The sequence below is a fragment of the Streptomyces sp. BB1-1-1 genome (genome assembly GCF_031597775.1).
Classification (GTDB): domain Bacteria; phylum Actinomycetota; class Actinomycetes; order Streptomycetales; family Streptomycetaceae; genus Streptomyces; species Streptomyces thinghirensis.
On the sequence record NZ_CP134203.1, the window covers coordinates 7077320 to 7096241 of the forward strand.

Consider the following 18922-nt stretch of genomic DNA (forward strand, 5'->3'; position numbering starts at 1 on the left):
CCTGCGCGGGCCTGGCCTGCGGCCGTCCTTCCGCACTGACGCGGCCCGTCGGGAGTCGCCCCCGCGTGCCGTCGCGCGTCGCCCCGCGTGCCGTCGGGCGGCAGCCCCACGTTTCGGCGGGTATCGCCCCCGCGTGCCGCCGGGCGGCAGCCCCATGTTCTGGCGGGCTGCGGCCCCGCGTGCCGCCGGGTGTCCCCCCCCGCGTGCCGTCGGGCGGCAGCCCCACGTTTCGGCGGGCATCGGCCCCGCATGCCGTCGGGCGGCAGCCCCATGTTCCGGCGGGGATCGACCCCGCATGCCACCGGGTCGCAGCCCGCGTGCCACCGGGCGCCACCCCACGTGCCACCGGGCGTCACCCCGCGTGCCGCCAGGCGGCAGCCCCTCCGTGTGAACGACGGATGGCCCGCGGGTACGTCGGGTGTGGCCGCGGGCTGGCCTGCCCGGGTGAGCAGGGCAACGCTCATGGGACGTTCCTCGGCCGGAAAGATCGACGTTGACGCGAGCACGTCCAGTCCGGCGACAACACCGGTATGCGTGTCGTCATCGTGACCGAATCCTTTCCCCCCGATGTGAACGGCGTCGCCCACTGCGCGCTCCAGACCGCCCGGCACCTCGTCGACCGCGGCCACGACTGCGTCGTCGTCGCCCCGGCCACCGCTCCGGGCACCGAGGCGGACACCTCCGCCGCGTGCCCCCTCGTCCGGATCCCCTCCCTCCCGCTCCCCGGCTACCCCCAGGTCCGCGTCGCCCTCCCCAGCCGGCGCGTGGCCGCCGCGATCGCCGAGCACCGCGCCGACCTCGTCCATCTGGCCAGCCCCTTCGTCCTCGGCGTCCGGGGCATGGCCGCAGCCGCCCGGCTCGGTGTCCCGGCCGTGGCCGTCTACCAGACCGACCTCGCCGGATACGCCCGTACGTACATGGGGGCGGGCGAGGCGGCCGCCTGGCGGCGCATCCGCTCCGTGCACTCCGCCGCCGACCTCACCCTCGCCCCGTCCGGCGCGGCACTGCGCGACCTCCGGGCGCACGGTGTGCCCCGGGTCTCGCTCTGGCCACGCGGGGTGGACACCGTCCGCTTCCGGCCGGACCGGCGCGACGAGGCGCTCCGCCGCGAACTGGCCCCCAACGGTGAGTTGATCGTCGGCTACGTCGGCCGGCTCGCCCCCGAGAAGCAGGTGGAGCTGCTGGCCGGTGTCTGCGGCCTGGACGGCGTGCGCGTCGTGGTCGTCGGCGACGGGCCCAGCCGGCCCGGCCTGGAGCAGGCGCTGCCGGGCGCGCTCTTCCTCGGCCGCCGTACCGGCGACGACCTCGCCCGGCTCTTCGCCTCGCTGGACGTCTTCGCGCACACCGGTCCCTTCGAGACGTTCTGCCAGACCGTGCAGGAGGCCATGGCGAGCGGCGTGCCCGTCGTCGCGCCCGCCGCGGGCGGGCCGCTGGACCTCGTCGCCCATGGGCGCACCGGACTGCTCGTGCCGCCGCGCGACGCGGCAGCCGTGCGGGACGCGGTGTGGTCGCTCGCCGCCGACCCCGCGCTGCGGACCGTGTACGGGGCGGCCGGGCGGGCTGCCGTCGAGGGGCGTACCTGGGCGGCCGTCGGCGACCGGCTGATCGGCCACTACACGGACGTACTCGCCACGCGGAAGGCGGTGTTGGCGGCATGAGCGGCGCACTGCGGATCGTCCGGCTCGCCAACTTCGTCGCGCCCGCGTCCGGCGGCCTGCGCACCGCGCTGCGCGAGCTGGGCAAGGGCTTCCGCGCGGCCGGACACGACCCCGTCCTCGTCGTCCCCGGCGAGCACGCCGACGACCGGGAGACCGAACAGGGCCGGGTGATCACCCTCCCGGGACCGCTGCTGCCGGGCACCGGCGGCTACCGCGTCCTGACCGGCAGGCGGCGTGTGGCCGCGCTGCTGGAGGAACTGGCACCCGACCGGCTGGAGGTCTCCGACCGGACCACGCTGCGCTGGACCGGCAAGTGGGCACGGCGGGCCAGGGTCCCCGCCGTGATGGTCTCCCACGAGACCACCGACGGTGTGCTGCGCACCTGGGGCCTGCCCGAAGAGGCGGCCCGGCGCACGGCTGACGCCCTGAACATCCGCACGGCGCACACCTACGCGCGCGTGGTGTGCACCACGGAGTTCGCCGAGCGGGAGTTCGTCCGCATCGGGGCCCGCAACGTCGTACGGGCTCCGCTGGGCGTCGACCTGGCCGGGCGGCACCCGGCGCTGCGCGATCCCGGGCTGCGCGCCCGGCACGCGCGCGTGGACGAGACGCTGCTGGTGATGTGCTCCCGGCTGTCCGTGGAGAAGCGGCCGGGCACGGCGCTCGACGCGCTGGCGGCGCTGCTTCGGCGCGGCGAGCGGGCGGTGCTCGTGGTCGCCGGGGACGGGCCGTTGCGCCCGCGGCTCGAACAGCGGGCGCGGGAGCGCGGGTTGCCGGTGACCTTCCTCGGCCACGTCGCCGACCGCGGGCTGCTCGGCGCGCTCCAGGCGTCCGCCGACGTGTGCCTGGCTCCCGGACCGGCCGAGACCTTCGGACTCGCCGCGCTGGAGGCGATGGCGTGCGGCACGCCCGTGGTGGCCAGCGCGTCCTCGGCGCTGCCGGAGGTGATCGGCTCCGCCGGCGCCGTCGCCGCCGACCGCGGGGAGGCCTTCGCGGACGCCGTGGAGCTGCTCCTCGGACGCCGGGAGGCGGACCGGCGGGAGACGGCACGCGCGCGTGCGGAGTGTTTCGGCTGGGACGCGGCGGTCGGGGCGTTCCTGGCCGCGCACGACGCGACGGCCCCCGCGCTTCCCGTGCTGCCGGAGGCCGTGTCATGAGACGCGTCCGGTTCGTGGCCCTCGGGGACTCGCTGACCGAGGGCGTGGGGGACCCGGTGCGCGACGGGTGGCGCGGCTGGGCCGCGCTGCTCGCCGCCGGGCTCGGCGAGGAGCCCGCGGAGTTCACCAACCTCGCCCTCAGCGGGGCGCAGGCCCGGGACGTCGCCGAGCGGCAACTGCCCGCGGGCCTCGCCCTGCGCCCCGACGTCGCGTCCGTCGTCGTCGGCGTCAACGACACCCTGCGCTGCTCCTTCGACCTCGGAGCCGTCGCCGCCCGGCTCGACACGGTGTACGCCGCCTTCACCGGACAGGGCGCGCTGCTGCTCACGGCGTGCCTGCCGGACCCAGGGGCGATGCTCGGGCTGCCGGGAGCGCTGGCCCGCCCGCTGGCCCGGCGGCAACGGGCGGTCAACGCCGTCGTGCACGCCCTGTCCGACCGGTACGGGGCCGTTCACCTGCACGCGAGCGAGGGCGACTGGACCACGGACCGCGCGATGTGGAGCGCGGACCGGCTGCACCCCGGCGAGCGGGGCCACCGGCAGCTGGCCCTGCGCTTCCACGCCCTGCTCGCCGAGCGCGGTCACGCCACCGGGCCCGCGCCCTCGCCCGAGAACGAGTTCCCCGCTCCCACCAGGTCGGCGAGCCTGTGGTGGCTGGCCACGGCCGGCACCGGCTGGGTGGCCCGGCGCTGTACGGACCTGCTGCCCCAACTGCTGACGCTGGCCGCCGATGACCTGCGCCACCACGCGCGCGGGACGAGCGCCCGGCTCGACCTGCGCACGTCCGCCGCGGTCTCCGCCGCGCTCGCGGCGCTGTCGACGACGGAGCGGCCGGAGGCGGCGTGACCGGCGGCGCCCCGGCGCCTGCCGGTACCGTCCGCGGCGCCGCGGACGGAGCGCGGACCACAGCGGGCCCCGGAGCGCGGACCACAGAAGTGGCCCGGAACGCGGACCACGGAAGCGGCCCGGAACGCGGACCACAGACGTACCCCCGCGCGGGCGCCTCGCCGTCGTCGTACGGCGTGGGTACCCGCGCACGGCGGCACGCGGACCGGCAGCACCGGCGTCGGGCCCCGGAGCGCCCGAGGGCGGTGTCGCGGTGTCGCGGTGCCGTGGTGCCGTGGTGTCGCCGTGTCAGTGTCGGTGGACGGCGACGAAGCGCACCGGAGTCCCCGGTGGCGTCTGGGCCGCCGCCGGGAGGTCGGCGGTGCGGACGACGCCGATCACCGGGTAGCCGCCGGTCGTCGGATGGTCGGCCAGGAACACGACCGGCCTGCCGTCGGGCGGCACCTGGACCGCGCCCAGCACCATGCCCTCACTGGGGAGTTCGCCCGGGCGGGCGCGTTGCAGTGCCGGTCCGTCCATGCGCAGTCCGATGCGGTTGCTCGCGGGCGACACCCGGTACGCGCGCGAGGTGAACGTCCGTACCGCCTCCGGCGTGAACCAGTCGGCGCGCGGGCCCGGCGTCACCCGCAGGACCAGCTCCGAGGGGGGCGCCGGCTGCGGGGCGACGTCCACGCGCGCGTGCTGCCCGCGCGGCCGCCCCAGGGGCAGCACCGTGCCGTCCGTGAGGGGCGGCGGCCCGAGGCCGGACAGCAGGTCGGTGGAGCGGCTGCCGAGGACCGGCTCGACCAGGACGCCGCCGGAGACGGCCACATAGCTGCGGACGCCGGAGTCGGCCGCTCCGACGTTCAGCAGCGCACCGGCCGGCACGTCGACCGGCGCACCCCAGGGCACCGGCCGTCCGTCCACCGTCACCGGGCAGGGGGCGCCGCCGACCGCCACCGTCACCGCGCAACGCGGACGCACGGCACAGCCGGTGAGCGTGGTCTCCAGGACGGCGGCGTCGGGCGGGCAGCCGACCAGCCGGAGCACCAGCGCAGCCGCGGGCGCGTCGAGCGCCCCGGAGCGGGGGACGCCGAGGTGCGCGTGTCCGGGGCGGCCCCGGTCCTGCACGGTGGTCAGGGCCCCGGCCCGGACGACGGCGAGCGCACGGTCCGTCATGAACCCCCCTGACGCTCGGGCAGGTGTCCACGGGTGACGAACCGCACGCGCGTGCCCGGCGACAGCAGCGCCGCGGGCACGCGCGTGTGGTCCCACAGCACGGCGTCCGTGGTGCCGATCAACTGCCAGCCGCCCGGCGACGAACGCGGATACACGCCGGTGTACGGACCCGCCAGCGCCACCGAACCGGCCGGGACGGCCGTGCGCGGAGTGTCGCGGCGCGGGACGTCGTAGCGCGCGGGCAGACCGGTGAGGTAGCCGAACCCGGGCGCGAACCCGCAGAAGGCGACGTGGAACTCGGTACCCGCGTGGATGCGGCCCACCTCCTCCTCCGCCACACCCCAGTGCGCGGCGACGTCGGCCAGGTCCGGACCGTCGTAGCGGACCGGGATCTCGACCACGTGCCCCGCGCGCGGGGGAGCGGACGGGACTTCGGCGGCGGCCAGTTCGGACGCCAGCCGGGCCGGGTCGGTGAGGCCGTCGAGGAGGACGGTGCGGGCCGCGGGGACGATCTCCCGGGCCGCGAGAGTGCCCTCCGCGCGGCGCCGCAGCAGCTCCGCGTGCAGCGCCTCCGCCTCCTCGCCCGAGGAGACCTCGACGAGCAGGGCGTCGTCGCCGACCGGCAGGACGTTCACGCGAAGGCCTCCACGCGGACGCCCGAGGCCTCCAGCCGCTGCCGGACCCGGCGGGCCAGTTCCACCGCGCCGGGCGTGTCGCCGTGCACGCACAGGGAGCGGGCCCGGACCTCGACACGTGCCCCGGAGCGGGCGGTGACCGTGCCGGAGACGGCCAGGCCCACCGAGCGCTCCACGACGGCGTCCGGATCGGTGACCACGGCGCCCTCCTGCCCGCGCGGCACGAGCGTGCCCTCGTCGGTGTACGCGCGGTCGGCGAACGCCTCCGTGACGACCGGCAGCCCGGCCCGGCCGGCCAGCTCCAGCACGCGTGAGCCGGGCAGCCCGAGCACGGGCAGCGCGCCGCCCGCGAGGAGCACGCCGTCGACGACCGCCGCGGCCTGCTCCGCGTCCCGCACCACCCGGTTGTACAGCGCACCGTGCGGCTTGACGTACGCCACGCGGGTGCCGGCCGCGCGTGCGAACACCTCCAGGGCGCCGACCTGGTAGGCGACCTCGGCCGCCAGCTCGGCGGGCGGCACGTCCATCGCGCGCCGCCCGAAACCGGCCAGGTCCCGGTAGGAGACCTGGGCGCCGATCGTCACGCCCCGCTCGGCCGCCAGCTCGCACACCCGCCGCATGGTGACCGGATCCCCGGCGTGGAAGCCGCAGGCCACGTTGGCGCTGGTGACGACCGAGAGCAGGCCCGCGTCGTCGGTGAGCCGCCAGCGGCCGAAACCCTCGCCGAGGTCGGCGTTGAGGTCGATCGAGGTCATGTCTCCAGTGTCTCCGGTTTCCGGCCTGTGTCGGGACATCCCCGGATCAGGCCACGCGGTACTGATCGTCCCGTGCGTCGGTGAGGAACATCTGCCCCGGCGCGTGGGTGAGGGCGAAGGGCGGACGCGAGGCCATGACCGCCGCCTGCGGGGTCACCCCGCACGCCCAGAACACCGGGATGTCGTCCGGCCCGGCGTCCACCGGGTCGCCGAAGTCCGGCCGGCCCAGGTCGTCGATGCCGAGCGCCGACGGGTCCCCGCAGTGCACCGGGCTGCCGTGCACGGCAGGGAGCAGGCTGGTCTCGCGGATCGCCGCCGACAGGTGAGCGGGCGGCACCGGGCGCATGGACACCACCATCGGCCCGCGCAGCCGCCCGGCCGACCGGCACTGCCGCGTGGTGACGTACATCGGGACGTTGCGCCCCTGCTCGACATGGCGGATCGGGACGCCGGCCGCGGTCAGCGCCCACTCGAAGGTGAAGCTGCAACCGATCAGGAACGACACCAGGTCGTCCCGCCAGTGCGCGCGTACGTCCGTCGGCTCGTCCACCAGCTCGCCGTCCCGCCACACCCGGTAGCGCGGCAGATCGGTGCGCAGGTCGGCGCCGTCGGCGAGCGCGGTGGTCCAGGACCCGGCGTCCGTGACGTCGAGCACCGGACAGGGCTTCGGGTTGCGGGTGCAGAACAGCAGCATGTCGTACGCCCAGTCGGCGGGCACCGAGATCAGGTTGGCCTGGGTGTGGCCGGCCGCGACTCCGGCCGTGGGGCCGGTGAGCCCTTCCCGGAAGCGGGAGCGGGCCGTTTTCGGGCTCCACGCGCGCGCGTGCTCGTCGACGAGGGCGACCGGCCGGTCCCCGGACACGTGGTGCGAGTGCTTCATGCCAGTTCCCTTCCGCGCGTCTCGGGCAGCCCCAGCAGAGCCAGCGCCGCGATGCCGTAGCCGATGGCGCCGAAGACCAGCGCGCCGCCCACGCCCCAGCTGTCGGCCAGGAAGCCGACCGTGGTCGGGAAGACGGCGCCCACGGCGCGCCCGGTGTTGTAGGTGAAGCCCTGGCCGGCGCCGCGTACGGCCGTCGGGTACAGCTCGCTCAGGTACGAACCGAAGCCGCTGAAGATCGCCGACATGCAGAAGCCGAGCGGGAAACCGAGCACCAGGAGCAGGGTGTTGGCGCCGCTGGGGATGTTCGCGTACGCCAGGATGCACAGCGCCGACAGCAGCGCGAAGAGCCAGATGTTGCGCTTGCGGCCCAGCCGGTCGGTGAGGTAGCCGCCGGTGAGATAGCCGATGAAGGCGCCCGAGATGAGGAAGGTCAGGTAGCCGCCGGTGCCGACGACTGACAGGTCGCGCTCGTCCTTCAGATACGTCGGCACCCAGGTGGCGAGGGTGTAGTAGCCGCCCTGGACGCCGGTGGAGAGCAGGCTCGCCCAGAGCGTGACGCGCAGCAGGCCCGGCGAGTCGGCCGTACCCGGCTTGAAGATCGCCGCGAACGAGCCCTTCCCCGCGCCCTTTCCGCGGGCCTCGGCGGCCTTGGGCGCGTCGTGGACACTGCGCCGCACCCAGACCACGAGCAGCGCGGGCAGCGCGCCGGTCCAGAACATCACGCGCCACGCCAGATCATCGCCGACCAGCGAGAACACCAGCGTGTACACGACCACGGCGAGCGCCCAGCCCACGGCCCAGGAGCTCTGGATCGCGCCGAGGGTACGGCCCCGGTGCTTGGCGCTCGCGTACTCGGCGACCAGGATCGCGCCGACCGCCCACTCGCCGCCGAAGCCCAGGCCCTGGAGGGCGCGGAAGACCAGCAGCGTCTCGTAGTTGGGCGCGAAACCGCAGGCCACCGTGAAGACGGCGTAGGTGATCACGGTGAGCAGCAGGGCCTTGACCCGGCCGACGCGGTCCGCCAGGACGCCCGCGAGGGCGCCGCCGATCGCCGAGACGACCAGCGTGACCGTCGTGAGCAGGCCGGTCTGACCGCTGTCCAGGCCGAAGTACGCGGCCAGCGCGACCATGGTCAGCGGCAGCGTGAAGTAGTCGTACGAGTCGAGCGCGTAGCCGCCGAACGCGCCGCCGAAGGCGCGGCGGCCCCGCGGGCCGAGGGCGCGCAGCCAGCCGAACGGGCCGTTGTCCGAGGTCTGTTCACCCGCGTCGGTGGGACGGGTCTCGGCGGACAGGGCCTGCGGTGGAGGGGTTGTGCTCATGGGCACCTCGCAGTGGGAGGACGGAGGGTGCTTGTCGAGAGTGAGCCGGTCGGTGCGGCGGCGCGGGTGGGGGGAGCGGGCGCCGTGTCTTCACTTCATGGCACCGTAGAGGATCGTTCAACGATCCCTCAATACCCATGTTGTTTCGTTCTGGCATCTGCGATTGAATTCCGGGCATGGCAGAGCAGTTGACGGGACTGGCCGACGACCGCGCCCTCCTCGGGCGGACCAGCACCGCCGAGCGGGTCTCGGACATTCTCAGGAGCCGGATCGCCGAGGGTTACTTCCCGCCCGGGACCCGCCTGTCGGAGGACAGCATCGGCGGCGCGCTCGGCGTCTCCCGGAACACGCTGCGCGAGTCGTTCCGGCTGCTCACCCACGAACGCCTGCTCGTCCACGAGCTGAACCGCGGCGTCTTCGTCCGGGTCCTGACCGTCGAGGACGTCGAGGACATCTACCGCACCCGCGCCCTCGTCGAATGCGCCGTCGTCCGGGGCCTCGGGGAGCCGCCGTACGGCCTGGAGGGACTCGCCGGGGCCGTCGAGGACGGGCGCCGGGCGGCCCGCGAAGGTGACTGGAAAGCTGTGGGTACGGCCAACATCCACTTCCACCGGGAACTGGTGGCCCTCGCCGGCAGCGAACGCACCGACGAGCTGATGCGCAGCGTCTTCGCCGAACTGCGCCTCGCCTTCCACGTCGTGGACGACCCGAGGCGCCTGCACGAGCCGTACATCGCACGGAACGCGGAGATCCTCGCGGCCCTGGAGACCGGCGAGCGGGAGACGGCCGAGCGGCTGCTCGCGATCTACCTCGAGAACTCGCTGAAGCGTGTCGTGGAGGTCTACCTGCGGCGGGTCGGCGACGAGGGGTAGACCACCGGGGGCGGGACCGCGAGCCGGGGCGGGCCGCCTGCGAAGCCTGTCGCGTCGGGGCCCATCTGCGTCGTTTGGGTCGTTGTCAGACCGAGGACCTAGTCTGTGCACCGTGACTTCGCCTGCATCGACGGACAGCGTTCCGCCCCAGCTCAGCGCGGGGCCGCGCCCCGCCCCGGGCCCGGCCGCCGACGAGGGGCTGGCGCGGCGGCTGCGCGCGCTCGCCTGCACGGCGCCGCTGCACGACCTCGACGCACGCAAGGCCAACCTCGCGGGCGAGTACTCGGTGTACGGCATGGCGGAGGTCGCCCTCTCCGCCATCGACCTCGTCACGCTGAACATGGACTTCGACACGGGCGCCGACCACGACCAGATAGTCGCCCGGCTGATCCCACGCGTCGCCGCCCAGGCCCCGGCGCGGCCCGCCGCCGAGCACGAGCGGGTGGCCCGCTGGGTCCTGGAGAACCTGATCAACGTCGGCAGCGTCGACCGCGGCTTCCGCGCGGTGTACGGCACCTTCGGGCCGGACGGCACCTATGTGCGCCGCGACTACGACTTCAAGCTCCTGGAGGAGGTCCCGGGCCCCGGCGGCACCGTCTACCTCCGCACCACCGACGAGGCGGTCAACGTCCTCGTCGGCGCCCTGGACACCGACGTCACCAGCGCCCAGATCGCCGCCGAGGTCAAGCTGGAGGTGCTGATCAGCCGCGGCCGGCTCGCCGACGCCCAGCTCGCCGCCGAGCAGGCCCGGTACCGGACCGTGCAGTACTCGGAGACCCTCCGCAGGGCCCTCGACGCCACCCGGCGCAACGTCCGCGCGGTGGACTGGCTGAGCGCCGTCCCCGACATGATCGCCGAGGCCCTCGACCACGTCGCCGACCGGTACCGCCACGAGAACGCGATCCTCACCAACATCCGCAAGGCGCGCGACGAGTCCGAGGACCCCGAGCACAAGCGCCGCGCGGCCGAGCTCGTCGACATCGTCAAGGACTGCATCCGCCGCCACACCCAGCTCCAGTCCCGCCTCCTGGAGGCAGGCCCGCTCTTCCGCGCCGAACAGGACCGGCAGGCCTTCGCCACTCCCCTGACCACCTCGGGCCTGGACCTGTACGGCCATCTCGTCGCCCCCGTCCTGCCGTTGCCCCTGGAGCGGGCGCTCCGCGTCACCGACGCCTTCTTCGCCCGCGGCACCGGGATGCGCACGCCCGTCTCCGTCCGGGTCGGCGACCTCGTCGACATACTCCTGACCCCGCCCGTGGAGCGGGAGCACCTGGGCGCCGAGATGCCGGAACCCGACCTGATCGCCACCCCGGACGACAGCCGCTTCAGCGAGGAGCAGCTCGCGGCGGCCATGGAGCTGCTCGACCTGCCGCACGACGTCCCGCGCCGGCTGTCCGGGCTGCTGGCCGACGCCCGCGCCCAGGACCCCGAGCTGCCGTACCTCGTCGCGCTGCTCGCCGTCCACGCGGCCAGCCCGCCCGTCGGCACGGCATACCGCCAGGGCGAACCGAAGCTCCTGTTCGCCGTGGACGACGGCACCGAACTGGACGACCCCGAGTTCGGCGGCGCCGACCTCATCGTCGGCACGGCACTGCTGGACGCGGCCGGGATGGCAGCGGACCGCACGGAGGCGGCATGACCGGCTCCCACGACCTCACCCCCGAGCACCAGCACCAGCACCAGCACAGCAAGGAGTACCGACCGTGACCGAGCACGTCGACCGGAGCGAACCGGAGGCGGGTGCCGCACCGGCCACCGCGGCCGTCACGCCCGCCGACGCCGCCGACGCGGCGCGGCTCGTCGCCTTCGGCCTCCAGCCCAAGCTGCTGCCCGCGCGCGACCAGGAGTACGCCGACCTGCTGCGCCGCTACCGCGAGGACCCGCCCTTCGCCCGCCTCGCCGACGCCGTGGCGGCCGGCCTCGGGCTGATCGTCCTTGAAGTGTCCCCGCGCGCGGGGATGGCCGTGACCGCCGCCGAGGACTCGGTGTTCGCCGTCCGCATGGGCGACTACGCGCGCCGTGCCGCCACCGACGCCGGCGACCGCTTCCTGCACGGACTGGCCCACCTCGCCGTAGCCGCCATGGCCTACCCGCGCCCCGAGGACCTCGCCGACGACGGCTACATCGGCCGCGTCACCGTCAACGGAGTGGACGCCTTCGTCCGCCAGGCCTGCCGACGACTGGAGGAGCGGGCCGAGGAACAGGGCGAGAACACCGACCCGGCCACCGACGCCCCGGGCCTGGAGTCGGCCTGGCGGATCTGGGTCAGACGCAGTGCGACCGGCGCCACCAAGGACGCGCGCAGACTCCCCGGCTCCACCACCGGCATCGTCGGCAAGGCCGCCGCCTTCCTCACCGAGTCCGGCTTCCTCCAGCGCACCGGCGACGACAACGGCGGCACCTACCGCACGACGGCCCGCTACCAGCTCCAGGTGCGCGACATGGCGGGCAGCGCCGCCATGGCCGAGCTGCTGGACCTGGGCGTCGTCCCGGTGACCGACGGCACGGCGACCCTGCTGCCCGCCGACGAGACGGAGGACCTGGAACTGGTCGCCGACGCCGGCCTGCCGTTCCACTCCTCCTGACACCGCTCACGCCCCCCGCACCCCCACTTTCACGAAGACTTACGAGAGTCCGCCATGTACGAGCTGTCCCGGGTCCGCCTCTACTCCATCGGACCCGCCGGTGCGCGCTACGCCGACACCGTGCTTGACCTGCGCGGTGTGGGCGAGCCCGTGCCCGATCCCGCGCCCGCGCAGGCGGAGTTCTTCGAGGAGGAGCCCGTCGGCCCGCCACGCCGGCCCGCGCCGGCCGGCGTGCTCTTCCTGGAGAACGGCGGCGGCAAGTCCGTCCTGCTCAAGCTGATCTTCTCGGTGATGCTTCCGGGCCACCGCAACACCCTGGGCGGCGCCAGCTCCGGCGTGCTGCGCAAGTTCCTGCTCGCCGACGACTGCGGACACGTGGCGCTGGAGTGGCAGCACGTGCAGACCGGCGAGTGCGTCGTCGTCGGCAAGGCCAGCGAGTGGCGCGGTCGCCAGGTCTCGGGCGACCCGCGGAAGTTCGCCGAGGCCTGGTACTCCTTCCGCCCGGGTCCCGGAATGACCCTGGACAACCTGCCCGTCGCCGAGGCCACCGCGGTACGCCCGCCCGTCGAGGGCGTCTCCGGCGCGCAGGGCCGACGCCGCACCATGAAGGGCTTCCGGGACGCGATCACCGAGGCCGGCAAGGCCTACCCGCACCTGGAGGTGCACTGGGAGGAGATCCACGACCGCTGGATCGAGCACCTCGGCGACCTCGGTCTCGACCCCGAACTCTTCCGCTACCAGCGCGAGATGAACGCCGACGAGGGCGAGGCAGCCGGCCTCTTCGCGGTCAAGAAGGACTCCGACTTCACCGACCTGCTGCTGCGCGCCGTCACCGACACCCGCGACACCGACGGACTCGCCGACCTGGTCAGCGGGTTCGGCAACAAGCTCGGCCGGCGCGCCGAGCTGATCGCCGAACGCGACTTCACCGCCGGGTCCGTCGACCTCCTCGGCCGGATCGTCGAGGCCGCCGACGCCCGCACCCGCGCGCGGGACATCCACACCGCCGCCGAACGCCGGACCAGGACCCTGGCCCGCCGGCTCTCCGCCCGCGGCACCCGGGAGCGGGTCCGGGCCGGCGACCTCGCCCAGCGGGTCACCGCCGCCGCCTACGCCGTCACGCACGCCGAGTCGGCCCGGGACCGCAGCTCCCTCATCGCCGCCGAACTCGCCTACCGGCACGCCTCACTGGCCCTGACCGGAGCGGAGAAGTCGGCCGCCGCGCAGAAGCGTGAACTCGCCGACGCGCGCACCCTGCACTCCGCCTGGCAGGCCGCCGAGGCCGTGCTGCGCCACCGCGCCGCCGCCGACCGCGTCGCCCGCGTGTCCGCCGCCATCCAGGAGGCCGAGCGGGACGCGGCCCCCGCGCTCGCCGCCCGCGCCAAGGCCGCCGTCGAACTCGTCCGCGCCCTGCACGCGGCGGCCGGGAAGGCCGAGCACCACGCCAACGAGGAGGAGGAGCGGTCCGCCTCCCTCCAGGAGGTCAGCGACGCCGCCCACCGGGACTCCACCACCGCCGCCACCGAGGCGCAGCGCGCCCGCAGCGAGGCCGGGCACCTGCGCCAGCGCCTCACCGAGGTCGAGCAGGAGACCGCCGAGGCGGTCCGCGCCGGCTGGCTCGACGACAGCACGCCCGACGCCGACCCCGCCCGCGCCGCCCTCGCGGCCAGCGACGCCGAGAAGACGACCGTCGCGGCCTGGGACACCGCCCGTGAGGCGGCCCGCCGGACCACGGAGCACGCGCGCGAGGCCGCCGCCGCGGAGAGCCGCGCCGAACTGACGGCGGCCCGCGCGGCGGACGCGGCCACCGCGGCCGAGCGCGCCCACGCGGCCGAGCACCGCACGGCCGAGGCCCTGACTGCCGAGGAACGGCTCGCCGAACTGCTCGGCCTGGCCGGCGAGACCCGCCCGGGCATCCCCCAGCCCCGCCAGGACGCGGACGGTGACGATCGGACCACCGCCCCCAGGGCCACGGAAGGAGCGCTGACGCCCGAGGAGCTCGACCGCTTCGCCGACGAGCTGCGCGAGCTGCTCGACGGCACCGTCTCCTCCGCCGAACGCCAGCTGTTCGAGCTGCGCACCGCCGCCGCCGACGACTCCCGCATCCTCGGCGCCCTCGGCGACGGCGGGCTGCTGCCGCCCGGCCCGGACGTACTGGCCACCGTGGAGTTCCTCGGCGAGCACGGCATCCCCGCCCTGCCCGGCTGGCGCTACCTCGCGCAGGCCGTCGACCCCGCCGACCACGCGCGCGTGCTGGCCGCCCGTCCCGAACTGGTCGACGGCGTGATCATCACCGACCCCGACTCGCACACCCGCGCCCGGGACGTCCTCGGCGACGCGGCCCTGCTGCCGCGCTCCGCCGTCGCCGTCGGCACGGCCGCCGCCCTGCTCGCGCCCACCCCGGCGCCGGACTCCGACACCGACACCGGCGATGTATTCCTCGTACCGCCGAACCCCGCCATGCACGACGAGCACGCCGCCGACGAGGAGCGGCACGCGCTGCGCGCACGGGCGACGGAGCGGGACGAGGAGATCCGCTCCCTCGCCGCCCGGCTCGGCAAGGACCGGGAGCTGGCGGCCCGGCTCGCCTCCTGGCGCACCGGCTGCCCCGCCGGACGCCTCGCCGAGCTGGCACGGACCGCCGAGGAGGCGCGTGCCTTCGCCGAGGAGACCGAGGCCGAGCTGACCGAGGCGCGAACCGCGCGGGCCGAGGCCGACGAGAGCGCCGCCGAAGCCGTACGGATGCGGGACGAGCGGCAGGAGGCCGCGCAGAAGGCCCGCCGCGCCGCCGACGCCCTCGCCGGACTCGCCTTCCGGCTACGCGAGCGCGCCGGCTGGCAGGTCAGGCTCCGCGAACTGGCCGACGAGGGCGCCGAGGCCGAGGCCCGCGCCCAGGCCTGCCTGGAGCGCGCCCGCGCCGCCGACGAGGACCGCCGCGCCGCTCAGCGGGCCGCCGACGACGCCCGCCGCACCGCCCGCACGCTGCGCGCCGAGCGCTCCGAGATCGCCGGTGCCCCCGACGACGTACCGGGGGAGGCATCGCAGGACGCGCCGGACGACGGCACGGACGCGCCGAAGGCGTCCCTGCCCGCCCTCCGCGAGGCCTACCGCGCCGCCTCCCAGCTCTACGAGAAGGTCGGCGTCGGCGCCGACCTGCGCGCCGAGCAGGCCCGCGCGGAGAGCGACGAGAGCGCGGCCCGCGCCGACCTGGACCGGCTCAGCAACAAGGTCCGCACTCGGGCCGGGCAGCTGCTGGAGTCCCCCGACGGCTCCGACGGGCCGTCCCGGCAGGCCGCCACCGCCCGCGCCGAGGAACTGGTGCAGCTCCTGGAGACCCGCATGTCGAGCGCGAGCGAACAGCTCGGCCGGCTGCGCGGCGAGGCCGAACGGCTCGCCCCCGAGGACGGCGACGCCCACACCGAACTCCCCGAGGAACTCATCCCGCGCGACGCCGAACACGCCCAGACCCTGCTGCGCACGGCGACCGCCGAACTCGCCTCGCGCACCGAGGCACTGACCCAGGCCCGCGAGGCCCACGCCGAACTGCTCGACACGCACCGCGCCGCCGAGGACGCGGCCGGCGGCTTCGACGAGATCGCCGCCATGCTCCGCGACCTGCTGCGCGAGCACGCCCCCGAGGACGAGCAGGAGGAGCCCGAGCCCTACCCGGGCGGTCTGGAGGAGGCCCGCCAGTCCGCCGCCGAGGCCCGCCGCTCCCTGCGCGGCTGCGCCGCCGACCTGTCCGCCGCCGAGGCCGCCGTGCGCGAGGCGAGCGACATCCTCGTCCGGCACGCCAACTCCACCCGCTACGAGCAGGTCCGCACCCCCGCCCGCCAGCAGATCCGCGAGCTGCCCGCCTCCGCGCTGCCCGAGCACGCGGGCAAGTGGGCGGACGCCTTCGCGCCCCGCCTGCGCGTTCTGACCGACGAACTGGCCCAGCTGGAGCGCAACCGCGACTCGATCGTGGACCGCCTGCGCGGCCTCGTCGAGTCGGCCCTCGCCACGCTCCGCTCCGCCCAGCGGCTCTCCCGGCTCCCGGAGGGACTCGGCGAGTGGTCCGGGCAGGAGTTCCTGCGCATCCGCTTCGAGGAACCCGACCAGGCCACGCTCACCGAGCGGCTCGGCGAGGTCGTCGACGAGGCCACCCGGGCGGCCGTCAAGAAGAACTCCGACCTGCGCCGCGACGGCATGTCCCTGCTGCTTCGCGGCGTCGCCGCCGCCCTGACGCCCAAGGGCGTCGCCGTCGAGATCCTCAAGCCCGACGCCGTACTGCGCGCCGAGCGCGTCCCCGTCGGCCAGATGGGCGACGTCTTCTCCGGCGGCCAGCTGCTCACCGCGGCCATCGCCCTGTACTGCACGATGGCCGCGCTCCGCAGCAACGACCGGGGCCGCGACCGGCACCGCCACGCCGGCACCCTGTTCCTCGACAACCCCATCGGGCGCGCGAACGCCACCTATCTGCTGGAGCTCCAGCGGGCCGTGTCCCACGCGCTCGGCGTCCAGCTGCTGTACACCACCGGCCTGTTCGACACGACCGCGCTCGCCGAGTTCCCGCTGGTCATCCGGCTGCGCAATGACGCCGATCTCAGGGCCGGCCTCAAGTACATCAGCGTGGAGGAACACCTGCGGCCGGGACTGCCCCAGCCGGTCCCGGCCGGTGAGGGCGAAGGAGAGGCGGTGCACAGCGAGATCACGGCGACGCGCATGTACAAGCGCCCCGCGCAGACACCCGCCTAGGGGGACAGGTCCCGGTCGTCCCGGCCGCCGAGCCGCTCCAGCAGCCACTCGTGGAAGATCCCGATGTGGTGCTCGGTCGGTACCAGCACGCCGCCCGAGCGGTAGGCGCGCGACGCCATCGCCGGCTGGGTGCGCTCGCAGGCCTCGAAGTCCTGCGTGTTCACCCGGTGGAACAGCTCGACCGACTTCGACACATCGGCCCCGGACGCCACGACCTCGGGGGCGTACAGCCAGTCGCACTCGACGACCGTGCGGTCCTCGGCGAGCGGGAACATGCGGTGCAGGATCACATGGTCCGGTACGAGGTTGACGAAGACCGTCGGCTTGACGGTGACGGCGTAGTAGCGGCGGTCCTGGTCGTTCGCCACTTCGGGCAGCCTGCCGAAGCCCTCGCTGCCGTCGACCGTGAAGCCCTTCACCTCCTCGCCGAACTCGGCGCCGTGGCCCACGTAGTACTGGGCGGCGTAGCCGTCGGCGAACTCCGGCAGCACGTCCGTGAGTTCGGGGTGGATGGTCGCGCAGTGGTAGCACTCCATGAAGTTCTCGACGATCAGCTTCCAGTTGGCGCGCACGTCATAGGTCATTCGCCGGCCCAGCGCCAGCCGCTCCGTCCCGTACCGCTCGATCGCGGCCGCGTCGCCGAGCCGTTCGACGGCCGCCCCCATCACGGTCTCCTCGAAGGAGGGCGGCGTGTCGGCCAGGCACACCCAGGCGTAGCCGAGCCACTCGCGCAGGGCGACCGCGACCAGGCCGTACGCGGAACGGTCGACGTCCGGCATCTTCGTCAGGTTGGGCGCGGCGACCAGCCTGCCGTCGAGGTCGTACGTCCACGCGTGGTACGGACACTGGAGGCCGCGGCGCACCTGCCCGGACTCCTGCGTGCACAGCCGGGCCCCGCGATGCCGGCAGATGTTGAGGAAGGCCCGCAGCTCGCCCGCGCGGGTACGGGTGACGAGGACGCTCTCCCGGCCGATCTGAACGGTGCGGAAGGCGCCGGGCCGGTCCAGGTCGGCGCCGCGGACGGCGCAGAACCACATCGCCTCGAAGACGTGCCGCTGCTCCTGACGGAAGACCCCCGGGTCGGTGTAGTAGTGGCCCGGCAGGGTCGCGATGAGGCTGGGGGACGAGGGGGACAGGGGAGTCGTCGTCACGTGAGTGCTCCTGAGACGGGCGCGGCGGCGGCGAGACGGGCGGGGTCGAAGAGACCGATGGGGTGGGCGGTGCTGCCGGTCAGGGCCAGGTCGGCGAGGATCTCGCCGACGACGGGCACGAACTTGAAACCGTGCCCGGAGAAACCGCAGGCCACAGTGACCGAGTCGGGGTGCGCGGGGTGCCGGGCGATGACGAAGTGTTCGTCCGCTGTGGTGGTGTACATGCAGGTCGCGGCCTTGAGGAAGGTCCCGGGCAGATCCGGGATGCGGCCGGACATGTGGTCGGCCATCGCCTCGACCTCGTGGTCGTACACCGTCCGGTCGATGGTCTCCGGGGTGGTGGCCCGCCCCTTGCGGAAGAAGGCGACCTTGGCACCCATGTCGGGGCCGTCGATGGCCGGGAAGCCGTACACCTGGACGCCGGCCGCGTCCTCCCAGACGTAGATCGGCTGGTTGGCGGGGAGGAAGGGGCGGATGCCGTGCTTCGGCTGGAACCAGTACATGACCTGCCGCTCGACCGTGAAAGGCACGCCCAGGTCCGCCAGCAGTCGCGGTGCCCAGGCGCCCGGGCAGAGCACCAGCCGGGAGGCGGTGTAGGTGTTCTCTGCGGTGTGCACCCGGACGCCGTCCCGGTACGGTTCCCAGCGCGTCATCGGCTCGTCGAAGTGCAGGTCGGCGCCCTGCCGGGTGGCTAGCTGGAGGTGGGCGGCGACGGTGTTCTCGGGGCGCAGGAGACCGGCCTTGGCCTCGTACAGCGCGACCTCGTCGTCCGCCGGGGAGAGTGTCGGGAAACGGCGGCGGATCTCCCGGGCGTCCAGCATCTCGTGCGGCAGGTCCCACTCGCGTGCCGAGCGCAGCGAGCCCGAGACGGTCCACGAGTCGGGCCGGCCCACCATCACCCCGCCGCACAGCACGGCGATGTCCCGGCCGGTGGCCCGCTCCAGGTCCTCGTACAGCTCGTAGGCGCGCAGGAGGAGGGGGACGTACGCCGGATCCTCGAAGTACGACTGCCGGGTGACCCGGGAACCGCCGTGGCTGGAGCCCCGGTTGTGCACCGGGCCGAACTTCTCCAGGCCCAGCACACGGGCGCCCCGCGCGGAGAGGTGGTGCGCGGCGGCGCTGCCCATGCCGCCGAGGCCGATGACGATCACGTCGTAGGTGGGGGACATC

14 protein-coding genes are annotated in these 18922 nt (G+C 74.8%); 7 read left to right on the forward strand and 7 right to left on the reverse strand.

From position 1 onward, the window contains the following. Positions 1–530 precede the first annotated feature (530 nt). Genes RI578_RS32460 through RI578_RS32470 form a run of 3 tightly spaced genes read left to right on the forward strand, consistent with a single transcriptional unit; the run spans position 531 to position 3660 of the window. Entirely contained in the window at positions 531–1658 is a 1128-nt protein-coding gene (locus RI578_RS32460; RefSeq protein ID WP_310874373.1) for a glycosyltransferase family 1 protein, read from the forward strand. Then, a complete protein-coding gene (locus RI578_RS32465) occupies positions 1655–2815 on the forward strand; it encodes a glycosyltransferase (RefSeq protein WP_310874374.1) in 1161 nt (386 codons plus the stop codon). The genes RI578_RS32460 and RI578_RS32465 overlap by 4 nt, the downstream gene beginning before the upstream one ends. Next, positions 2812–3660 (forward strand): SGNH/GDSL hydrolase family protein, encoded by an 849-nt coding sequence (locus RI578_RS32470; RefSeq protein ID WP_310874375.1) that lies wholly within the window; start codon positions 2812–2814, stop codon positions 3658–3660. Before RI578_RS32465 ends, RI578_RS32470 begins: the two co-directional genes overlap by 4 nt. A 288-nt stretch (positions 3661–3948) precedes the next feature. Here RI578_RS32470 and RI578_RS32475 read toward each other — a convergent pair whose 3' ends face one another. The 5 genes from RI578_RS32475 to RI578_RS32495 are packed head-to-tail and all read right to left on the reverse strand — an operon-like array spanning position 3949 to position 8407. Then, complete coding sequence (locus RI578_RS32475; protein ID WP_310874376.1) at positions 3949–4818, reverse strand: biotin-dependent carboxyltransferase family protein; 870 nt, start codon at positions 4816–4818, stop codon at positions 3949–3951. Next, positions 4815–5453 (reverse strand): allophanate hydrolase subunit 1, encoded by a 639-nt coding sequence (locus RI578_RS32480; protein ID WP_310874377.1) that lies wholly within the window; start codon positions 5451–5453, stop codon positions 4815–4817. The genes RI578_RS32475 and RI578_RS32480 overlap by 4 nt, the downstream gene beginning before the upstream one ends. After that, entirely contained in the window at positions 5450–6208 is a 759-nt protein-coding gene (locus RI578_RS32485; RefSeq protein WP_310874378.1) for a 5-oxoprolinase subunit PxpA, read from the reverse strand. The genes RI578_RS32480 and RI578_RS32485 overlap by 4 nt, the downstream gene beginning before the upstream one ends. 46 nt (positions 6209–6254) lie before the next feature. Continuing rightward, positions 6255–7088, reverse strand: a complete 834-nt coding sequence (locus RI578_RS32490) for a putative hydro-lyase (RefSeq protein WP_310874379.1) — start codon at positions 7086–7088, stop codon at positions 6255–6257. Then, positions 7085–8407, reverse strand: coding sequence for an MFS transporter (locus tag RI578_RS32495; protein WP_310874380.1), 1323 nt, complete (start codon positions 8405–8407; stop codon positions 7085–7087). The genes RI578_RS32490 and RI578_RS32495 overlap by 4 nt, the downstream gene beginning before the upstream one ends. Before the next feature lie 176 nt (positions 8408–8583). Here RI578_RS32495 and RI578_RS32500 point away from each other — a divergent pair, with 176 nt between their 5' ends. The 4 genes from RI578_RS32500 to RI578_RS32515 all read left to right on the forward strand — a co-directional run bounded on the left by RI578_RS32500 (position 8584) and on the right by RI578_RS32515 (position 16601). After that, positions 8584–9279, forward strand: a complete 696-nt coding sequence (locus RI578_RS32500) for a GntR family transcriptional regulator (protein WP_310874381.1) — start codon at positions 8584–8586, stop codon at positions 9277–9279. Positions 9280–9391: 112 nt separating this feature from the next. After that, positions 9392–10918 (forward strand): hypothetical protein, encoded by a 1527-nt coding sequence (locus tag RI578_RS32505; protein ID WP_310874382.1) that lies wholly within the window; start codon positions 9392–9394, stop codon positions 10916–10918. 64 nt (positions 10919–10982) lie between these two features. Continuing rightward, complete coding sequence (locus RI578_RS32510; protein WP_121745837.1) at positions 10983–11864, forward strand: hypothetical protein; 882 nt, start codon at positions 10983–10985, stop codon at positions 11862–11864. A gap of 54 nt (positions 11865–11918) precedes the next feature. Next, a complete protein-coding gene (locus RI578_RS32515) occupies positions 11919–16601 on the forward strand; it encodes a hypothetical protein (RefSeq protein WP_310874383.1) in 4683 nt (1560 codons plus the stop codon). Here the strand turns inward: RI578_RS32515 and RI578_RS32520 are convergent. Continuing rightward, a complete protein-coding gene (locus RI578_RS32520; protein WP_310874384.1) occupies positions 16598–17752 on the reverse strand; it encodes an aromatic ring-hydroxylating dioxygenase subunit alpha in 1155 nt (384 codons plus the stop codon). The two genes, RI578_RS32515 and RI578_RS32520, sit on opposite strands and share 4 nt — an antisense overlap. After that, positions 17749–18921 (reverse strand): N-methyl-L-tryptophan oxidase, encoded by a 1173-nt coding sequence (gene solA, locus RI578_RS32525; protein ID WP_310874385.1) that lies wholly within the window; start codon positions 18919–18921, stop codon positions 17749–17751. The genes RI578_RS32520 and solA overlap by 4 nt, the downstream gene beginning before the upstream one ends. Position 18922 lies beyond the last annotated feature (1 nt).

Bases quoted from the DNA above. Each gene is read 5' to 3' on its own strand.
- RI578_RS32460 (WP_310874373.1), top strand. From the start codon at position 531: ATGCGTGTCGTCATCGTGACCGAATCCTTTCCCCCCGATGTGAACGGC.
- RI578_RS32465 (WP_310874374.1), top strand. From the start codon at position 1,655: ATGAGCGGCGCACTGCGGATCGTCCGGCTCGCCAACTTCGTCGCGCCC.
- RI578_RS32470 (WP_310874375.1), top strand. From the start codon at position 2,812: ATGAGACGCGTCCGGTTCGTGGCCCTCGGGGACTCGCTGACCGAGGGC.
- RI578_RS32475 (WP_310874376.1), bottom strand. From the start codon at position 4,818: ATGACGGACCGTGCGCTCGCCGTCGTCCGGGCCGGGGCCCTGACCACC.
- RI578_RS32485 (WP_310874378.1), bottom strand. From the start codon at position 6,208: ATGACCTCGATCGACCTCAACGCCGACCTCGGCGAGGGTTTCGGCCGC.
- RI578_RS32490 (WP_310874379.1), bottom strand. From the start codon at position 7,088: ATGAAGCACTCGCACCACGTGTCCGGGGACCGGCCGGTCGCCCTCGTC.
- RI578_RS32495 (WP_310874380.1), bottom strand. From the start codon at position 8,407: ATGAGCACAACCCCTCCACCGCAGGCCCTGTCCGCCGAGACCCGTCCC.
- RI578_RS32500 (WP_310874381.1), top strand. From the start codon at position 8,584: ATGGCAGAGCAGTTGACGGGACTGGCCGACGACCGCGCCCTCCTCGGG.
- RI578_RS32515 (WP_310874383.1), top strand. From the start codon at position 11,919: ATGTACGAGCTGTCCCGGGTCCGCCTCTACTCCATCGGACCCGCCGGT.
- solA (WP_310874385.1), bottom strand. From the start codon at position 18,921: ATGTCCCCCACCTACGACGTGATCGTCATCGGCCTCGGCGGCATGGGC.